19 protein-coding genes and 1 pseudogene are annotated in these 19091 nt (G+C 59.0%); 15 read left to right on the top strand and 5 right to left on the bottom strand.

Going from position 1 to position 19091, the window contains the following annotated elements; genetic code table 11:
* The first annotated feature begins 6 nt into the window (after positions 1 to 6).
* The 11 genes from ACM6I5_RS11740 (at position 7) to scpA (ending at position 10788) form a co-directional block, all read left to right on the top strand.
* The gene (locus tag ACM6I5_RS11740) at positions 7 to 417 is read left to right on the top strand and encodes a PaaI family thioesterase (protein ID WP_017338923.1); all 411 of its coding nucleotides are present in this window, start codon (positions 7 to 9) and stop codon (positions 415 to 417) included.
* Positions 407 to 1612 (top strand): CaiB/BaiF CoA transferase family protein, encoded by a 1206-nt coding sequence (locus ACM6I5_RS11745; protein WP_414883879.1) that lies wholly within the window; start codon positions 407 to 409, stop codon positions 1610 to 1612. Before ACM6I5_RS11740 ends, ACM6I5_RS11745 begins: the two co-directional genes overlap by 11 nt.
* A gap of 364 nt (positions 1613 to 1976) precedes the next feature.
* Positions 1977 to 2459, top strand: coding sequence for an MSMEG_0572/Sll0783 family nitrogen starvation response protein (locus ACM6I5_RS11750; RefSeq protein ID WP_017338925.1), 483 nt, complete (start codon positions 1977 to 1979; stop codon positions 2457 to 2459).
* A gap of 84 nt (positions 2460 to 2543) precedes the next feature.
* Positions 2544 to 3488: a Nit6803 family nitrilase gene (locus tag ACM6I5_RS11755; RefSeq protein ID WP_017338926.1), complete on the top strand. Its 945-nt coding sequence runs from the start codon at positions 2544 to 2546 to the stop codon at positions 3486 to 3488.
* Between the two features lie 4 nt (positions 3489 to 3492).
* On the top strand, positions 3493 to 4572 hold the full coding sequence (locus ACM6I5_RS11760; protein ID WP_414883969.1) for an MSMEG_0568 family radical SAM protein: 1080 nt from the start codon (positions 3493 to 3495) through the stop codon (positions 4570 to 4572).
* A 13-nt stretch (positions 4573 to 4585) separates the two neighbouring features.
* Positions 4586 to 5149, top strand: a complete 564-nt coding sequence (locus ACM6I5_RS11765; protein ID WP_414883880.1) for an MSMEG_0567/Sll0786 family nitrogen starvation N-acetyltransferase — start codon at positions 4586 to 4588, stop codon at positions 5147 to 5149.
* Positions 5139 to 6134: a sll0787 family AIR synthase-like protein gene (locus ACM6I5_RS11770; protein WP_414883881.1), complete on the top strand. Its 996-nt coding sequence runs from the start codon at positions 5139 to 5141 to the stop codon at positions 6132 to 6134. The genes ACM6I5_RS11765 and ACM6I5_RS11770 overlap by 11 nt, the downstream gene beginning before the upstream one ends.
* Before the next feature lies 1 nt (position 6135).
* Positions 6136 to 6462: an MSMEG_0570 family nitrogen starvation response protein gene (locus tag ACM6I5_RS11775; protein WP_017338930.1), complete on the top strand. Its 327-nt coding sequence runs from the start codon at positions 6136 to 6138 to the stop codon at positions 6460 to 6462.
* Positions 6463 to 6488: 26 nt separating this feature from the next.
* On the top strand, positions 6489 to 7712 hold the full coding sequence (locus ACM6I5_RS11780) for an MSMEG_0569 family flavin-dependent oxidoreductase (protein ID WP_017338931.1): 1224 nt from the start codon (positions 6489 to 6491) through the stop codon (positions 7710 to 7712).
* A gap of 95 nt (positions 7713 to 7807) precedes the next feature.
* Positions 7808 to 8617: a Pnap_2097 family protein gene (locus ACM6I5_RS11785; protein ID WP_238588290.1), complete on the top strand. Its 810-nt coding sequence runs from the start codon at positions 7808 to 7810 to the stop codon at positions 8615 to 8617.
* Positions 8614 to 10788: a methylmalonyl-CoA mutase gene (gene scpA, locus ACM6I5_RS11790; protein WP_414883882.1), complete on the top strand. Its 2175-nt coding sequence runs from the start codon at positions 8614 to 8616 to the stop codon at positions 10786 to 10788. The genes ACM6I5_RS11785 and scpA overlap by 4 nt, the downstream gene beginning before the upstream one ends.
* On the opposite strand, the pseudogene ACM6I5_RS11795 reads toward scpA, so the two are convergent.
* A pseudogene (locus ACM6I5_RS11795) lies at positions 10712 to 10870 on the bottom strand (oxidoreductase); the annotation flags it as partial. The gene scpA and the pseudogene ACM6I5_RS11795 sit on opposite strands and share 77 nt — an antisense overlap.
* 270 nt (positions 10871 to 11140) lie before the next feature.
* On the opposite strand from ACM6I5_RS11795, the gene ACM6I5_RS11800 reads away from it, so the two are divergent.
* Complete coding sequence (locus ACM6I5_RS11800; RefSeq protein ID WP_017338934.1) at positions 11141 to 13045, top strand: sigma 54-interacting transcriptional regulator; 1905 nt, start codon at positions 11141 to 11143, stop codon at positions 13043 to 13045.
* A gap of 41 nt (positions 13046 to 13086) precedes the next feature.
* Here the strand turns inward: ACM6I5_RS11800 and ACM6I5_RS11805 are convergent, their stop codons facing one another.
* The gene (locus ACM6I5_RS11805; RefSeq protein ID WP_017338935.1) at positions 13087 to 14022 is read right to left on the bottom strand and encodes a DMT family transporter; all 936 of its coding nucleotides are present in this window, start codon (positions 14020 to 14022) and stop codon (positions 13087 to 13089) included.
* 146 nt (positions 14023 to 14168) lie between these two features.
* On the opposite strand from ACM6I5_RS11805, the gene ACM6I5_RS11810 reads away from it, so the two are divergent.
* Both ACM6I5_RS11810 and ACM6I5_RS11815 read left to right on the top strand, forming a co-directional pair.
* The gene (locus tag ACM6I5_RS11810) at positions 14169 to 15014 is read left to right on the top strand and encodes a LysR family transcriptional regulator (protein WP_017338936.1); all 846 of its coding nucleotides are present in this window, start codon (positions 14169 to 14171) and stop codon (positions 15012 to 15014) included.
* 186 nt (positions 15015 to 15200) lie between these two features.
* Positions 15201 to 16376 (top strand): MFS transporter, encoded by a 1176-nt coding sequence (locus ACM6I5_RS11815; protein WP_414883970.1) that lies wholly within the window; start codon positions 15201 to 15203, stop codon positions 16374 to 16376.
* 72 nt (positions 16377 to 16448) lie between these two features.
* Here the strand turns inward: ACM6I5_RS11815 and catC are convergent, their stop codons facing one another.
* Together catC and ACM6I5_RS11825 are read right to left on the bottom strand one after the other, a co-directional pair.
* Positions 16449 to 16739, bottom strand: a complete 291-nt coding sequence (gene catC, locus ACM6I5_RS11820) for a muconolactone Delta-isomerase (protein WP_017338938.1) — start codon at positions 16737 to 16739, stop codon at positions 16449 to 16451.
* Between the two features lie 83 nt (positions 16740 to 16822).
* Entirely contained in the window at positions 16823 to 17206 is a 384-nt protein-coding gene (locus ACM6I5_RS11825; protein ID WP_017338939.1) for a winged helix-turn-helix transcriptional regulator, read from the bottom strand.
* Between the two features lie 93 nt (positions 17207 to 17299).
* Between ACM6I5_RS11825 and ACM6I5_RS11830 the strand changes: the two genes are divergently transcribed.
* Positions 17300 to 18427, top strand: a complete 1128-nt coding sequence (locus ACM6I5_RS11830; RefSeq protein WP_414883883.1) for an alkene reductase — start codon at positions 17300 to 17302, stop codon at positions 18425 to 18427.
* A 64-nt stretch (positions 18428 to 18491) separates the two neighbouring features.
* Here the strand turns inward: ACM6I5_RS11830 and ACM6I5_RS11835 are convergent, their stop codons facing one another.
* Positions 18492 to 19082, bottom strand: coding sequence for a TetR/AcrR family transcriptional regulator (locus ACM6I5_RS11835; RefSeq protein WP_017338941.1), 591 nt, complete (start codon positions 19080 to 19082; stop codon positions 18492 to 18494).
* Positions 19083 to 19091 lie beyond the last annotated feature (9 nt).

Genomic DNA, 19091 nt, shown 5'->3' on the forward strand with positions numbered 1-19091 from the left:
GAGATCATGCAATTGCACAATCCCTTTCTTCAGGGCCTGGGTGTCAAGTTGATCCGCTGGGAACCGGGAGAGGCCGAATTTCAGCTGCACATCGCCGAACAACATCTCAACCGTCAGGGCGCCTTGCACGGCGGGATGATCGCCACACTGATGGACGCGGCGTGTGGCTATGCAGGCTTGCACACTGGCGAAGGCGAAGCTGAGATCCATGGACTCACCGCAATGTTGAACATTGCCTACCTGCAACCGGCATTCGAAGGGAGCGTTAGCGCATTGGGCCGGGTTCGCCGCGCCGGCAGGAGCCTCTACTTCGCCGAAGCCGAGCTGCTGTCCGACACCGGCGTTCTTCTGGCCACCGCCCAAGGGACCTTCAAGAAACCCCGGGCGTCGATCCGCGGAGGTAATCATGTTACGTAACGCACTGGAGGGCCTCACCGTCCTCGATTTCACCCAGATCGCCGCAGGCCCGACGGCGACCATGCTGATGGCCGACATGGGCGCTCGTGTGATCAAGGTCGAACCCCGCGAAGGAGAGCTGGGTCGCACCCTGGGGCCTGCCTGGGTGGGCGAGGACAGTGCGCTTTACCACGCTTTCAATCGCGGCAAGCAATGCATTGGCCTGGACCTCAAGCACCCGGACAGCATCGAGGTCATCAAACGCCTGGTGCTGCAAGCCGACGTGCTGATCGAAAGCATGCGCCCAGGTGTGATGACGCGGCTGGGCCTGGGTTATGAAACCCTCGCCGCACTCAAGCCTGACCTGATCTATTGCTCGATCTCGGCCTACGGCCAGGAAGGACCCTATTCGGACCGGGCGGGTGTCGACGGGATTCTACAAGCGGATTCCGGCCTGATGAGCCTGATTGGCACGCCGGGCTCGGCGCCCTGCAAAGTGCAGGCTCCGGTGGTGGACGTGGTCACTGGCTACATGGCCTGCATGGCCGTATTGGCCAAGCTGCACGCCCGTCAGAGCGATGGTTTGGGCGGCCATCTGGATGTCAGCCTGATGAATTCGGCGCTTGCACTGCAACAGTCGTCCATCACCAGCTATCTGAGTGATGGAAAGTTGCCGACTCGCATCGGCAGCGGCGCACCCTACTCGGCACCCAACGAAGCCTTCCAGACTGCGGATGGCTGGCTGATGGTTGCGGCCTACAACGGCAACCGCTGGCCGACCCTGTGCAAAGTACTGAACCACGAAGAATGGATCACCGACCCACGCTACGTCAGCTCCGCACAGCGAGTCGTCCACCGCGCTGAGATGTGCGCCGCGTTGACTGACGTTTTCATCAGCAAACCAACGGCCCATTGGCTGCAGGTGTTGCATGAAGCGGACATTCTCTGTTCGAAGGTGGCCGACTACAGCGATCTGATGACTCATCCACAGATTGCCAGCAATCGCATGCTGGTTGAGCTCAACGATCCTGTACAGGGCGTCGTGCGGGTCCCGGGGTTCCCCATCAACAGCGTGCAGGCTGCGCAAACAGCTTATGGGCCCGCCCCGCAAAACGGTGAACATTCGCGCTCGGTGCTGCGCGACTTTGCGTTTTCCGAAGCACAGATTGCCGCGCTACAGGCATCGAAGGCATTGCACTGTAGCGACGCCCTCTGACGGCCAATGGCTGAAACCCGGGCCCTTTCATCGCAACGCGGTGGAGGGTCCCGGGTTTTTTCTTTTCTGCAAAACACCTGGTTGTTCAAGCTCGCGGCAAATATCGCGGAACCTGAAGCGCACCACTACGATATTTCGTACCGAGCCACTACGAAACTCCGTATTTATACGCAAATTCGTGATCCGGAGATGAACCCCGAGGGGCTTTCAAGACGTCTTAAATTTTAATTTATCGTTGTATTTCAACGACTTGACGATCGCCAAGACCAACAGGATTCAAGTGGCACACTTCTCGCTCCAGTCCCTGTAACCGATCGGCCGATCCCGGCCATCGATAACAGCAAGTACTACTGGAGACGACGACATGCCCAATGTGGACATTGCCCACTATCAAGACGGCGACTTTTTGGTCAACTACGAAGAAAAGGTCTTCGAGGACGTCAAGGCCGCACCCGGTGACAAGGCCCTGTTGACCTTCCACACGATCGCCTTCGAAGGCTCCATTGGCCTGGTCAACATGCTGCAAGCCAAGCGCCTGCTGCGCAAAGGTTTTGAAACCAAGATCCTGCTCTACGGGCCAGGCGTGCAACTTGGCGTGCAACGCGGCTTCCCCACCTTGGGCGCCGAGGCCTTCCCCGGCCACTTGGCCGTCAATAACCAGATCAAGGCATTCATGGCTGAAGGCGGTGAAGTCTATGCCTGCCGCTTTGCCTTGCAGGCGCTGTATGGGCAAACCGAAAAAGCCCTGATCGAAGGCATTCGCCCAATCAACCCTCTGGATGTCATGGACCTGCGTCTGCTGATGCGTCGTGAGGGCGCGATGATCATCGATACCTGGACTGCCTGAGTCGCGGCCCGCCCGCTCCGCGCAGGAAGCGGGCGGGCCTGCAAAGACCTTCAGCCTCCCTCCGCCGCCCCAAGGAATTACCCCATGCCCGTTATTCGCGCCGCCGCCGTGCAGTTCAGTCCCGTGCTTTACTCGCGCCAGGCAACCGTCGACAAACTCTGCCGCCAGCTGCTGGAACTGGGCCGCGAAGGCGTGCAGTTTGCTGTCTTTCCGGAAACCGTGGTGCCGTACTACCCCTACTTCTCGTTCGTGCAGCCGCCCTGTGCCATGGCCAGGCAACACCTCATGCTGCTCGAAGAGTCGGTCACCGTGCCCTCGGACGTCACCCGCCAGATCGGCGAAGCCTGCCGCGAAGCCAACCTCGTCGCCTGCATCGGTGTCAACGAACGCGATGGCGGCACAATCTACAACGCTCAACTGCTGTTCGACGCCGACGGCACGCTTATCCAGCACCGACGCAAGATAACCCCCACCTATCACGAGCGCATGGTCTGGGGCCAGGGCGATGGCTCCGGTCTGCGCGCTACCGACAGCGCCGTCGGCCGCATCGGCGCCCTCGCTTGTTGGGAACATTACAACCCGCTGGCGCGCTACGCGCTGATGGCCGATGCAGAACAGATTCACGCAGCGATGTTCCCCGGTTCCCTGGTCGGTCAGATCTTCGCTGATCAGATCGAAGTCACCATCCGCCATCACGCCCTGGAAAGCGGCTGTTTTGTGGTCAACGCCACTGCCTGGCTGGATGCCGGGCAACAGGCACAAATCATGGCCGACACAGGTTGTGCCATCGAACCTATCTCAGGTGGTTGCTTCACGGCCATCGTTTCGCCGGAAGGCAAGCTGCTCGCGCAGATGACCGAGGGCGAAGGGGTGATCATCGCCGACCTCGACTTTGCCTTGATCGACAAGCGTAAACGCATGATGGATTCAGTCGGCCATTACAGCCGCCCGGAATTGCTCAGCCTGCAGATCGACCGCCGAGTCACGGCACATGTGCATGAGCGTGGCGAGGCTTGCGAACATGAATAGTCCAATGATTGCCAGCGATCTGCTGGCCCAACTGCAATGCCATGGCGTTCGCTGGCAAGGCGCCGAAGGTCTGAGCCGCAAGGGCGGAGCGGGCCCGTCGGACCACAAGGCGCTGAGCCTGGGCGCGCACACCGCCATGGTGCCGATGCTCAACCGCGCCTCCCTGGACTCGCCCTACTCTGCCGAACCTGACGCCACCGGCGGCCAGGCGCTGATCTTTCGCGAAGGCTTGCAGGTTGGCCAGGTACAACTGCCGGGCGTGCCGAATTTCTACAGTTTGAGCACCGAAGACGGTACGCCGTACTGGAAGATCGCCACGTTGCACAGCAAGGACGTGTTGGCCACAACCGTGCTGCAACACTGCATCCGCATGAACGAAGCGGCCACTTCCTGCCAGTTCTGCGCCATCGACCAGTCCCTGACGTCGGGCAAAACCATTGCCCGCAAGCGCCCTGCACAATTGGCAGCGGTCGCAAAAGCGGCGGTCGAGCTGGACGGCGTCAAGCACATGGTGATGACCACTGGCACGCCGCAGACGCCCGACCGTGGTGCGGCAATCCTTTGCGAATCGGCGGCGGCCGTAACGGCCGCGGTCGACCTTCCCATCCAAGCCCAATGCGAGCCGCCAGACGACGATGTCTGGTTCGAGCGTCTCAAGGACAGCGGCGTGGTCTCGCTGGGCATGCACCTGGAGGCAGTCACCGACGAAGTTCGCCGGCGGATCATGCCGGGCAAGGCCGAAGTCCCGTTGCAACGCTACTTCAGCGCCTTCGAGGCCGCGGTCAAGGTCTTCGGCCATGGCCAGGTCAGCACCTACATCCTCGCCGGACTTGGCGACAGCGAGGAGGCCATCGCCAACATGTGCGAAAGGCTCGCACGCATGGGCGTATACCCCTTCGTGGTGCCCTTCGTGCCCATCGACGGCACTCCACTGGCCCACCACCCAAAACCCGACAGCGCCTTTATGCAACGGCTCTATCCGCGTATCGGTGCGAGCTTGCGCCGGCATGGGCTGCATTCGGACAACATCAACGCCGGCTGCGCCAAATGCGGCGCCTGCTCGGCCCTGAAACATTACGAGTGACAGGAGCCTGACCATGGCCGAACACGCATTTGCCTTGAGCGAAGACACGTTCCGGGATTTTCTCGCCGACGATTTGCTCGTCAAGCCAGCCAGTGAAACCTGGGAGCGCAGCGGATATTACGCACTGCGCCGCACAGTGTTCTGCGAAGAACAACGTTTGCTGGAGAAAGACAAGGACGAACGCGACTTTCAGGCCATTCCCATTGTTGCCATCGCCCACCACTGCGGCATGCCGGAACAAGTGATTGGCGCCGTGCGGATCTACCAGACCGAGCCCGGTGTCTGGTTCGGCGGTCGCCTGTGCGTGGAGCGGGCCTACCGCCGCCACGGCATGATCGGCAAAGCCCTCGTCAACGAAGCGGTATCGCGGGCTATCGACCTGGGCTGCCAGACCTTCCTGGCCACCGTGCAGGTTGCCAACCAGCAGTATTTCCATGGCTTGCACTGGCAGACGCTTGAGGCAATCGAGCTGCTTGGCCAGCCCCACATGCTGATGCAGGCAGACCTTGATTGCTATCCCTTCATGCGGCGTCAGGTTGCCTTGACGCCTCGCCGGAGCCGCCGTCATGGGGACTGATCTGCACACCCTGTTGGCAGCATTGAAGAACACGCCAGCAATGCGTTCCAAACAAGCCATCCAGCAACCAGCGCGATTCATGCAAGCGTTGACGTGCAGCGACGATGCGCGCTACGCGTTACCCGGTGACGACACCGCAGCCATCCGTTGTGGCGACCAATACCAACTGCTCGCCATCGAGGGCATGCTGCCGAACTTTGTCGCCCAGGCGCCGTGGTTCGCCGGTTGGTCGTCTGTCATGGCCAACGTCAGTGATATTACCGCCATGGGCGGTCGCGCCACGGCAGTGGTCAATGCCTATTGGCATCACGATGTCGAAGCAGCCGACAGCGTGCTCGCCGGCATTCGCGACGCCTGCAATGCCTATGGCCTGATCCTCGCGGGCGGTCACACCAGCCTCACCCCGGACAATCCGACGGCACTCGCCGTGGCGATCACTGGCTGGGCCCGGAGCCTGCTCTCGAGCCTTCATGTCGCGCCCGGTCAGGCCCTGGCCATGGTCGTGGACCTCAACGGCCAATGGCACGGCCAGGCGCCGTACTGGAAAGCGTTCGAAGGTGTGCCCGGCGAACGATTGCGGGAAAAGCTCGAAGTCATTCCGCGCCTGGCCGAGGCAGGCCTGTTGCTGGCCGCCAAGGACATCAGCAACGCGGGGATTCTTGGTTCCTTGCTGATGTTGCTGGAGCCGACAGGATGTGGCGCGCGAGTCGATCTCGGCGCCCTGCCCCGACCTGGGGATGCGCCTTTGGAACGCTGGCTGCAAGCCTTCCCCAGCTTCGGCTTCCTGTTGACCCTCAAGCCAGAAGACCTGGCCACTGTGCAGGCGGCCTTCGCCTTTGAAGGTTTGCACTGCGCGCCAATCGGCACGATCAACGACAGCGCCAGCCTCGACGTACAACTGGCCAACCAGCACGACGAATTCTGGAACTTGCGACGACAGCCCTTTACCGGTTTCAGCTACCCCAACCTGATCAAGGAGCACTGACATGCCCGCCGTCAACATCCGCTTGCGCTGGCCCGATGGCCAGGAGAGCAACGCCTACTCGCCGTCCACCACCATCTACGACTACCTGCAAGCGGGTCAAAGCTATCCCCTCGACGAATTTCTGCGCCGGGCGGAAACCGGCCTCAACAACGCCTCCGAACGGGTCAGGCAGGTCAAGGGTTTTTATTGCAGCGCTGCGATGGACACGCTCGGCAGCCTGCGCCTGAGCGCGAGCAAGTTCAATGCGCGCGAGGCGCAGGTCGAGGTACTGGAAATCAAGAACCAGGGCGCCGGGCAGGTTAACTACGCCGGATTTTCCGACATTTGAATCACGACTTCTCAGAGGACCACAGCATGAATCACTACAAAGCGATCGTCGTCGGCGGCGGCCAGGCAGGCCTTTCTGCCAGTTACTACCTGCAACAGCAAGACATCGACCACCTGGTGCTGGAAAAGCACACCCTGACCCACACCTGGCGCAACCAGCGCTGGGACGCCTTTTGCCTGGTGACTCCCAACTGGCAATGCGCCCTGCCCGGCTATCCCTATGCCGGTGACGACCCGCACGGGTTCATGAAAAAGGATCAGATCATCCGCTACCTGGACGGATTCATCGCCAAGGTCAACGCCCCGGTGCGTGAGGGCGTGACCGTACAGCGCATGAGCGCCCGCGCAGAAGGCGGTTACCTGCTCAACACCAGTGCAGGCGACTTCAGCGCCGACCAGGTCATCGTCGCCAGCGGCGGCTACCACACCCCGATCATTCCGCGCCTGGCCGAACGCCTGCCAGCCGAGATCAAGCAAATCCACTCCGAACAGTACCGCAACCCCGATGCGCTGCCAGAGGGTGCAGTCCTGGTGGTCGGCTCTGGGCAGTCCGGCGCGCAAATCGCCGAAGACCTGCACCTGGCCGGCCGCAAAGTCTTCCTTGCAGTAGGCGATGCGCCGCGCTGCGCGCGCTTTCACCGCGGCAAAGACGTGGTCGACTGGCTGGCCGAGATGGGCTACTACGACATCGGTGTTGATGTGCACCCTCTGCGCGAGGGCGTACGCGACAACACTAACCATTACGTCACCGGCCGTGACGGCGGGCGTGACATTGACCTGCGCCGCTTCGCCAGCGAAGGCATGCAACTGTTCGGCCGCCTGGAAAGCCTGGACGGCACCACCCTGAAGTTCGCCCCTGATCTTGGCACCAACCTCGACGCAGCGGATGCCGTGTACAACCGAATCAATGCGAGCATCGACAAGTACATTGCGGAAAAAGGTATTGAGGCCCCCGCCGGCACGGTCTATGAGCCACTGTGGACGCCCGGGCAGGAAACCACCGATCTGAACCTGGCAGGCTCGGGCATCACCAGCATCATCTGGTGCATCGGCTTCCAGCCGGACTTTACCTGGGTCGACGTCCCCGTATTCAACGGCCGCAGCTATCCCGGCCATCAACGCGGCGTGACTGCCCGGAAGGGCCTGTACTTCCTCGGTTTGCCATGGCTACACACTTGGGGCTCGGGGCGGTTTTCCGGGGTGGCGCGCGATGCGCAGTTCGTGGTCGAGCATCTCGCTGCTTGCCGCTGACCTTTCGACTGGCATTTATCCGTCGGCCCTGCGCGGGCCGACGTCAGGGGTTTCGCATGCATAACGTCAGCCTCGAACAGACTTACCTCGCCAGCATGCCCAATCTGGCGTACACCGGCTTGTCCGAAAACTGGCTGCTCAAGGAATGCGGTCACCAGCACTGGCTGGCGCTCGCCGGACTCTACGACCGACCACTCCCCGATTTTGTCGACGCACAGGGGCGCACAGCCTATGCCGCCTTCACCCTGGTCAAAAGCCAGGGGCTGCAGTTGCAGGCGATCACCGAGAATCGCTCGTTCAGGATAGAAACAAAACTCGGCCGGGCGGGCCAAACCCGGCATTACAGCGAACATCGGCTAATGCTCGGCCAGCGTTGCGTCGCAGAAATCAGCCTGATGTCGGCCTTTGTCAGCCGCCATACGCCGGGGGACAACCGTAGCGTCGCCAAAGCCAGCCTCAGGGGCACAGCACCGATTGAGGCCACCCTCCCCACCTCCCTGCAAACCTTGCATGCGTTCGGCAAACAGCTGCGTAAAGGCGACTGGCTCAAGCACTTCGAGATCAGCCGTGCCGCGTCATCAGCAACATCGGTCTTCTCATTCACCCCTTGCCCCGACGTCGACTTCAATGGCGCCGAATTTCTTTACTTTGCCAACTTCCAGGCGCTGGTCGAGCGCGCCGAGTGGAGCGTACTGGGGCTGCGCCGCCCAGGTTTGGTAAGGCAACGTGAAATCCACTTCCACGGCAACCTCAACATTGGCGACAGCGTTCACGTTCATCTGCATACCGCAGAAGCTGGCCAACATTCACGGCATTGGTGCGAGGTTTTTCGCCAGTCCGATGGCTACAAGCTTGCCGATGTCTTTACCGAGAAAACCTGGCTTCGGGAGTGCACAAGGCCATGACTCGTTCTCCGTTGTACCGCGCCCCCGGCCTGCAACTCAAAGCGCTTTACCGACCCTGCGATCTTGCCGGCATCGAACATCTGGATAGCGATCCGGGCAAGCCGCCTTATCTGCGCGGCCCCTACGCCAGCATGTACACCCACAAACCCTGGACGATCCGTCAATACAGCGGTTTTGCCGACGCCCGGTTGTCCAATCAGCGTTTACGCCAAAGCCTCGCCGAGGGGGCCCAGGGACTGTCCGTTGCATTCGATCTGCCGACCCATCGTGGTTACGATTCTGACGACACTCACTGCAGCGCCGACGTCGGCAAGGCCGGCGTGGCCATCGACAGTGTCGAGGACATGCTTGAATTGTTCGACGGCATTGCACTGGACCGGGTTTCCGTGTCGATGACAATGAACGGCGCGGTTCTTCCAGTTCTGGCAGCCTTTATCGTGGCCGCCCAGGAGCGCGGCATCGCCAGGGAGCAACTGAGCGGTACCATCCAGAACGACATTCTCAAAGAGTTCATGGTGCGCAACACTTATATCTTTGCGCCCGAACCTTCGCTGCGGATCTGCACCGATGTCATCGAATACCTCGCCCGGCACATGCCACGTTTCAACCCCATTTCAGTGTCCGGCTATCACTTCCAGGAAGCCGGCGCCGATCCAATACTCGAATTGGCACTGACCCTCCTCAACGCGCGAACCTATGTCGAGCAGGTGCGACTTAGAGGGCTGGATATCAACGCCTTTTGCGCGCGAATGAGCTTCTTCTTTGGTGTCGGCAACGACTTCTTTACGGAGGTGGCAAAGCTACGGGCTGCGCGTGTTTTATGGAATGAGATCAGCGAACAGATGGGGGCCGACAAGCCGAGCGCCAGGGCCATGCGCATGCATTGCCAAACCTCCGGCTGGACGTTATGCGCACAGGACCCGATGAACAATGTCGTGCGCACGACCGCACAGGCCATGGCCGCAGTATTTGGCGGCACCCAGTCACTGCACACCAATGCCTGGGATGAAGCCCTCGCACTGCCCAGCGCAAGTTCGGCAAGGCTGGCAAGCAACACCCAACAAGTCCTGCAAGAAGAAACCGGTCTGACCGATGTCATTGACCCTTGGGCCGGCTCCTACATGATGGAGTCCTTGACCGCGTCAGTGTGCCGCGAGGTTCGCGCGTGTATTGCACGCATAGACAGCGAAGGCGGCGTGGTCGCGGCGATCAATAATGGCTCGATCAGCACGATGATCCATGCCCAGGCAGTGCAGACACAAGCGCGGCTCGATACCGGAGCGCTACGACGGGTCGGAGAACGGACAGCCAGCCCGACATCGCAAGCCCTCCATACGGCCTATCCGGTGGACAGCTGCGCGGTGCGTCAGCGTCAGAACCAGCGACTCACGCAATTGCGTATCAGGCGAGACGAGGCGGCGGTACAGGCGCACCTTCAGGCGCTCACCCATTGCGCACGGAACGGTCAGGGCAATCTGCTGGAACTCGGCATTGCCGCGATCAGCGTCAGAGCGACCGTAGGTGAGTGTACGAAGGCACTGGAGAAAGCCTGGCCTCGTCACCGTCAGGCACCTGCTTTTCTACCCCGCGGCTATGGTGCCCTGCGCGGCCAATTACCTGGTTGGTCGGCACTTTGTGTACGTACTTCACGCTTTTCGACACAGCATGGCCGGCCGCCACAGGTACTGCTCGGAAAACTCGGCCAGGATGGCCATGATCGCGGGATCCGCTTGATCGCCTCAGTGCTCGTCGAAGCAGGATTTCGGGTCACGATGCTGCCACTGTTCCAGAGTCCAGCCGAACTGCTGGCCTCCATGAACGCCGATGGGCCGGTCGATCTGATCGGATTTTCCAGCCTTGCAGGTGCGCACAACGAAATACTCTGCGACCTGCTCCTACAGCTGCATCGCCAGCGCATCGACGTTCCCGTCGTGCTGGGCGGGATCATTGCGCAATCGGACATCGCCTCACTCACCCAGCAGGGTGTGCGTGCCGTCTTCGGCCCAGGAGACGATGTGCTCGAAATCGCCAATCAGTTGATGAGCCTTGTCGAGCAACAATCTGTTCAAAGCCGCGCACGGAATGCGGCAGGATTCAGCGGCGCCGAAACAGCGGCCGGGGCTCAATCGCCAAGCGCCCATACTGCACGCTCATACCAGCCAGCCCCCTGAGGGCGTCGTCAGGGGATTTGTCTTCACGCACCGCAATTTGCTCGGTACTCAACGACGGGCGATCACTTTGCCCAAGGCTGCGCTTGCGCTGATATTCATTACAGATTCAGATCTCGTATAAAAACAGGATCAGACTCAACTGAACCTGCCCGGTAGGCGCGCCCTATCTGATATCTTTTTTTTAAACGGTTGCTCTGCCTGTTTTACCTCAAACAACTAGCACCTGACCTTTCACCGCTGGCGCTCATCACATCAATCTGCGATGGTTTTTTACGGCTCATCTGATGCTATCAATGAACCCCGAACTCCCGTAGATATACGAAAATTCGTAACGCCACGAGATGTCGTACCCATGAACGAAACCGACTCCATCACTGGCTGGGCCGACCTGGCCTACTCTTCACGACATATGGTTTTCGAGCATTGCGCCGAAGCCATTGCCCTGCTCAACCCCTTCTCCGACCGCTTGGTGGACCTGAACATCGCAACCTGCAAGTTGCTCGGTTACCCGCGTCAGGAACTGCTTGATCTGCCTGTGAGCAAACTGTTCGGTCATCAGTTGGCGGACTTGATCGTGTTTACCCAAGCCGTCATGGACAAAGGTCGCGGCTGGACTGAAGAACTGAGTTGCAACTGCAAGACCGGTGAGCGCATCGAATTGACGATTTCTGCCACAACCTTGCAGATCAAGGGCCAGCAGCAGCTTATCCTGGTACTGCGAGAACTGAGCCATGAGCAATACCAGCGTGACCAGGCCCACACTGAGCGCACCATGCGCGGCGGGCTGATCGAGTGGCGCAATATCCTCAACCTGTTCCAGGAATCGGAGCGTGATAACCAGTTACTGCTCAGTTCGGTGGGGGACGGTATCTACAGCATCAACACAGAGGGCCTGGCTACTTTTGTCAATCCGGCCGGGGCTCGGATGCTGGGTTGGGAACCCAAGGACATGATCGGCAAGAACATCCACCGCATACACCACCACACCCATGCCGACGGCAGCCATTACCCGGTCGAGAGCTGTCCGATCTACAAGGCGGTGCGTGATGGTGTGGTTCATGAAGGACGCCAGGAGATCTTCTGGCGCCGCGATGGCAGTTCGTTCCCGGTGGAGTTCACCAGTACTCCAGTGATTTCCGATGGCCGAATCGTCGGGGCCGTGGTGGTTTTTCGGGATATTACCGAACGGCGCAATACCGAAAACCAACTGCAAAGTGCGCTTGATGAACTGCAGGTACTGAAAAAACGGCTGGAAGAGCAAAACGCCTACTTGCAGGAAGAGATTCATATCGAGCACAACTTCCGCGAAATCGTTGGCCAGAGCGCCCCCATTCTAAAAATCATCAAGCAGATCGACGTGGTTGCCCCTACCGATGCCAGCGTACTGATCAACGGCGAGTCGGGCACGGGTAAGGAATTGATCGCTCGTGCGATTCATCAGGCCAGCCGTCGCAACGCAAGTCCGCTGATCCGGGTCAACTGCGCGGCAATTCCCACCGAGCTGTTTGAAAGCGAATTCTTCGGACATATCCGTGGCGCCTTTACCGGTGCTGTGCGCGATCGCGTCGGGCGCTTCGAACTGGCTGATGGCGGCACGCTGTTTCTCGACGAGATTGGCGAAATCCCCCTGGAGCTGCAAAGCAAGCTGCTGCGGGTTTTGCAGGAAGGCCAATTCGAACGGGTCGGCGAGGAGCGCACGCGCAAGGTCGATGTCCGGATCATTGCTGCCACCAATCGGGACTTGCGTCTGGAAGTGGCGGACAAGCGTTTTCGCGAAGACTTGTATTTTCGTCTTAACGTATTCCCGATCCAGTCTCCCGCACTTCGCGATCGTCCCATGGACATCGCGCCGCTCGCTGCGCACTTCCTTAAACAAACCGCAAAGCGGCTAAACATGCCTGGGCGTCGACTGCGCAACCTGGATATCGAGCGCCTGCAGCGCTACTCCTGGCCGGGCAATATCCGCGAGCTGCAAAACGTCATTGAGCGTGCGCTGATCACTTCAATCGGCGTAGACCTGACGCTCGATCTGCCCGAAGAGAACAAACACAGTCCTCTGCTGACTCAACCCTCCAGCGTCTCCCCCACGATCATGACCGATGCCCAGTTGCGCGAACTGGAGCGCAACAACATGCAGGCTGCGCTCAAGGCCGCTGACGGCAGATTGTTTGGCAAAGGTGGAGCCGCTGAACTTCTTGGGCTGAAACCCACGACGTTGGCTTCAAGGTTCAAACGGCTGGATATCAAACCCGGATAGCATCATGTCAGCCGCCCGCTTGCCTGCGATCCTCGCGGAGCTCAGCGCGGGCTGGGAGCAGCGGCTAACGGGTCAGGTTGTGTCGGCCTGAACACCAGACCCGAGGCAAACACTACGCCCAGAATGACGCCGCCAGCGCCAAGCAGTTGCCAGACATTGGGTGCTACACCCAACACCGAGGAAACCAGCATGGTGAACACTGGGGCCAGATTGAAAAAGATCGACGTGCGTGCGGCGCCAATGGCGTGGATGCCTTTGAACCACAGCAAGTACGCAATCAACGAGCCGCAGACCGCCAGGTAGATGACTGCACCATGAATGGACAGCGAGGCGGTACTGATGCTGGCAACCGGAGCCTCATAGATGAATCCCAGCACAATCAGGCCAATGACACCGAACAACATCGAGAAGGTTGTTGTTTCCAGCGGCGTTGCATTTTTGACAAAGCGCCGTGTGCCGACCATGTTCGCAGCCCATGCAATGCTGCCGGCCAGAATGATCGCATCACCGGTGGCCACTTTCAGCCCCAGAAGCACCTGGATATCCCCTCGGGTGATCACCAGGCCGACGCCCAGCAAGCCCAATACGAGACCTATGGCACGCCCGCGATCAATGCGATCGCCCTCAAGCAGAACTGCAAAAAGCATGGTCCAGAGCGGCGTGGTCGCCAGGATCAATGCGCCGTTGATGGGGGTGGTGCTTTGCAGGCCAAAGAATGTCGCGAGGTTGAACGCCGTGAATCCAAGCAGGCCCAGGCCGATAAAAGCCACCAGATTGTTCTTCAGCGTACTCAGGCGCAACTTGCCGGCCAGACCGAAAATCAGTACGAGTAACAGGGTAGAAATCGAAAAGCGCTCAATGGAAGCGCTGATGGGTGCCATGCTCTTGATGATGTAGGCACCCGCGTTGAAGTTGGTGCCCCAGAAAAATGTGGCACCCACGATGCCGGCATACGCGAGAGGCGTTGATTTAGACATGGCTTTTTCCTCGTCAAGTCGTGCGATGAAAACCCGGCAGCACGCGGGGCTCTTTGCACCTGTTTGTCAGGTGTTGAAAGATTCTTGCAGACCCGTCGACGGGGAAAAATTCCCCATTTATTCACCTGTCATATGAGAAAACGCCCATGTTTGACTGGGAGGATCTTCGCTATTTCATTGTCTTCGCCCATGAACACTCTTTATCGGCGGCGGCACGCAAGCTCAAGGTCGACCATGCCACCGTGGCGCGCCGCATCAGCGCCCTCGAGGGCTCGCTTAACCTCAAACTGGTGGACCGCCGCCCTCGCTCGTACGTGATCACCGAAGACGGGGAACGTATCGCTCAGCTGGGGCGACGCATGGAAAGCGAATCCTTCGCGGTGCAGCGGACCGCGTTGGCCGGGCAGGAAAGCTATACCGGCGAAGTCATCGTCAGTGCCCCGCCAGCGCTCGCCTGTACCCTGATCGCGCCCCGCATCAATGAATTGCGCATGAAACATCCGCAGCTGTCCCTGCAATTGATCGGTAGCCTGGGCAGCGCTTCCTTATCACGACGGGAGGCGGATATAGCTGTGCGACTGAGCCGCCCCACAGAGCCGGACCTGGTGGCCCGCAAGGTTGCGACGTTGCCGTTCCACCTCTATGGCTCGGCGGACTATTTGGCCAACACCGCCGCGCAGGACCTGACTTTCATCGCCTACGACGAGACGATGGAACAAACACCACAGCAGGACTGGCTCCAGGCGCAAGCGGGTGATCGTCCTATCCTGCTGCGCAGCAATGACCTGAATATCCAGGCCACCTGCGCTCAAGCAGGCGCCGGTGTTGCCGCACTGCCCTACTTCCTGGGTCGCCACTACGGCCTGCAAGCGATGGAGACCGTGGGAGCGGATTTTGCGCGGGATGTGTGGCTAGTGGTCCATAGCGACATCCGCTATACCCCGGCTGTGCAGGCGGTAATGAGTTTTCTCGCATCCTGCTTTGATAACTGAACCCGTGCACAGGGACGGATGTGCATTTTTGCGGACGCTGCCCGCACTTTTTCAGGCTGGCGAAGGGAACTATCCAGCGGCAAAAATAGGATCACGAATGCCCGATCACTCCATTCATACCCTTCGAGGATTTCAGTGACCGACACGCACCCAAAACCAACGGTTGTTGCTTCCGTTTTGTTGGCTATCGCACAGATTATGGTCTGGGGTGGTTCATTTTTTTTGATGGCGATGCTTGCAGGCCCGGTGGTCAAGGACACGGGCTGGTCACAGCAATGGGTGTACGGCTCACTGTCGCTAGGCATTTTAATTTCTGGGCTGCTGGCACCGATGGTCGGCCGCGGGATCGCCAGGATCGGTGGTCGACTGGTCCTTGCAAGCAGTGGCCTCATCATCGCATTGGGCCTGTTCTTGCTCGCCAGCGCCCCCAACCTGCCTTGTTTCGTTCTGGCCTGGGTGGTGATTGGTATCGGTATGGCGGTTGGACTTTACGACCCTTTGTTTGCCGCGCTGGGGCAACTCTATGGAGACAATGCGCGCAGTGCGATCACCCGGATCACGCTGATTTCGGGTTTCTGCACCACCATTGTCTGGCCACTGATTGCCATCCTCATCGAGCACCTCGGCTGGCGGGAAACCTGTCTGGTGTACAGCGCTGGACTTGCGCTGATGGTGCTGCCGATCTACCTGTGGGTGTTTCCCAAGCACGTCCCCGCCGTGCAAACACCAAAGGTGCACTCAGGCATCGAACATGCGCTATCGAGCGTGGCGCAGGAAAGAATGTTCAAGCTACTGACCGCGGGCTTCATCCTGGCCTCGGTGATCATGACCGCCATTTCGGTGCAACTGATCGCGATACTACAAGCGCAAGGCATCTCGCTCCCTGCAGCCCTGGGTATTGCCGCATTGCTCGGCCCCAGCCAAGTGGGTGCCCGCGCCATCGACCTGTTCATCGGCAAGCAAACTCACCCGATCTGGAGCGCGTTAGGCTCTTCGGTGCTCGTCGCACTGGGTCTGCTGTGCGTGATTATGTCTCCTACGATGGCAGCCGTAGGCATCGTGCTCTACGGCGCAGGTAGCGGCATTCGTTCCATAGTTCGCGGCACTCTGCCCCTGGCGCTTTTCGGTGCGCGCATCTACCCGATCATACTGGGCCGAATCGCTCGCCCTACATTGATTGCGCAAGCATTGACACCTTTGGCAGGCGGGTACTTGCAGCAGCGTTATGGCGCAACGGTGACCATGATAGTCCTGGGTGGCCTTGCGCTAGTCAACGTCGTTCTCGTGTTGATGTTGTTGATTCAGGTACGCAAGACGTCGAAGCCGGACGGCACGAGGGCCGCGACGATAGCGTCTGACTGACGAGTCCCTCATGAGACTGCCCGCGTTGAGAAGGACCATGGGCCTTGACGCTCACTCACGAACAGCATCAGCCTAGCGATCATCTTCATGAATGGATGCGGGGTGCCGGCAGATCGCATCCACCTCAATTGCCATATAGGGATGTAACGGCAGTTGCATCAACAAGTCGTGCAGTTCCTGCACGCTGTCAACGTCAAAGATGCTGTAATTGGCGTAGTGCCCGGCGATGCGCCACAGGTGACGCCACTTCCCTTGTTGTTGCAGGCGCTTCGCCAAGGCTACCTCATCAGCCTTGAGCTGGGAGGCGAGTTCAGGGGGCATGTCGAATGGCAAATTCACGGTCATTTTCACATGGAACAGCATGATGCTCTCCTCAAGTTTGATGAACGATGGGGAGGGAGCCAACTGCTCCCACCCTTCAACCTCCAGTTAGCGGCAGACTCGCACTACCGCTGGCCATCAAGCGAACGCACGACCGCATCGCACGATAATAGTCGATGGGCATCCCCCTGTTCATTCGCGTGCTGCTGGCCCCATTCCTGAAGCGACGAAATCAGCGGCTGAAGACTCAACCCCAATGGCGTCAGCATGTAATCGACGCGTTGCGGCTCTTCAGGATAGGTTTTTCGCCAAACAATACCGTGTTCTTCCAGCGCCTTGAGCTGTTGAATCAAAACTTTCTGCGAGATGCCGGCAATTTGCGCCTCTATCTCACACGTCCGCTTGGGACCCTCCAGCAACACATGGATGATGACGGCTTTCCAGCGTCCTGAAATGATTCCAAGGGCACGCTCGATGGGTAGGCGGGGAAGCAATTTTGTCAGGGTCATAGGGCGATTAAATCTTGCATACCAAAGGGTGTGTAGATAGGAGAATAAGCGCTAACTAATCTGGTTCTCCAGTCCACTTTGGAGTTAATTCAGATGTCCTCCTTGTTCAAGGCTTATACACGAGGTCCCCTTAAACTGAAAAACCGCATCGTCATGGCCCCCATGACCCGATCGCGCACCTCCAGCGGGGATGTCCCCAATGCGCTGATGGCGGCCTATTATGCGCAACGAGTGAGCGCTGGCCTGATCATTACGGAAGCTACAGATGTCTCGGCATCTAGCAATGGCTATGCGTGCACCCCCGGCATTTATACAGCGGAGCAGACTCAAGGTTGGCGCCTGGTAACCGACCGAGTCCATCTCCACGGCGGAACGATTTTTCTGCAAATCTGGCATGTCGGCAGAATGGCCCATCATACAATGCTACCTAACGGAGAGGCACCGCGTGGTGCGACCGATGAGCGGGCAGCACAATCCCAAGTATTTATCTACGACAGTACCGGCAAGGCGGTTTTCGTTCCCGCGGATACGCCGCGCAAGATTGAGACCGACGAGGTCGCAGATCTGCTCGATGAGTTCACCCTCGCTTTCAGGAACGCAAGGGCTGCCAAGTTTGATGGTGTGGAAATTCACGGGGCCAATGGTTATCTCTTCGATCAGTTCATGAACTCGACCCTTAACAAGCGCTCAGATCAGTTCGGGGGGCAGACACCTCAAACACGCACGCGCCTGCTGCTGGATGTGGTCGATCTGGCGATTCGGGAACTGGGGGCCGGCAAGGTCGGCGTTCGCGTTTCCCCCTTCGGAAAATTCAATAGCATGCCTTCTGATCCATTCGTTGAAGAAACATTGCTGTACCTGTGCAGCGAGTTGAATCGCCGTGAGATCGCTTATCTGCATGTCGTTTACCAACCATTACCTGCAGGCAACACGGTGGACAGTGAGTTTAACGAAAAGAATCTCAGTGACGACTTGGTGCGCGAGGTGCGAAAAGCCTTTCAGGGGACATTGATCTGGTGTGGTGGTTTTGACCAAAACTCGGCTCAGGCGGCATTGGATGAAGGCTGGGCAGACCTGATTGCTTTCGGCAGACCCTTCATTGCCAATCCAGATTTAGTGGAGCGCATGACAAACAATTGGCCGCTCGCTGAAGCGCATCCTGGCACCTTCTATACACGCGACGGTGAGAAGGGCTATACCGACTTCCCGTTTTTCCAGTAAGCCGAAAAGCGCCCGTCAAATCACATTTTGTGTGATTTGACGGGCGCAAACACGATCAGCGCGTCTATTGCGTCTGCATCAACCTTCGGCAAAGCATCGCGATGGATTCGGTGACGGACCGGTCCATTGCATTGACCGAACCCACCGTTTTGATGACACCCGAGATCATCGACAGTAAACACTGCGAAGTCAGGTCGATATTGCACACTTGAAACTGACCATGCCGAATGCCCTGAACAATGATTTCGCTGAGCGCCCCCAAGTATCGCCCATGAAGTGCAACCAGTCGGGTTTGCAATCCATCATCGACGTGGCGCAGTTCACGCTCGAACAACCGTTCTTCATTGGCGAACGCTGAGCTGCGTTGTAAATGGAACAACACAAACGCATTGAGGTTTTCCAGCGCGCCCCGACGCTTGGGTTTGCAAACTTTCCAATCGTCGAGCCGCCGTTGCAGCACTGAGCTGAGCACCTGCTCGAGCAGCTCAACCTTGCCAGGAAAATGATAGTAGAGACTACCCGCGTGCACTCCGAGCGTCTTGGCCAACATACGCATCGACATTGCACTGTAACCACAGTCGAGCATCAAGAGCGTGGCCGCCTGCACAATGTCAGCTTCGCACAATGCAGGCCGTTGTTTGAAAACCGCGTTCATTCTCGATCG

It is taken from the genome of Pseudomonas sp. IT-P171, assembly GCF_949767765.1.
Taxonomy (GTDB): Bacteria; Pseudomonadota; Gammaproteobacteria; order Pseudomonadales; family Pseudomonadaceae; genus Aquipseudomonas; species Aquipseudomonas fluorescens_B.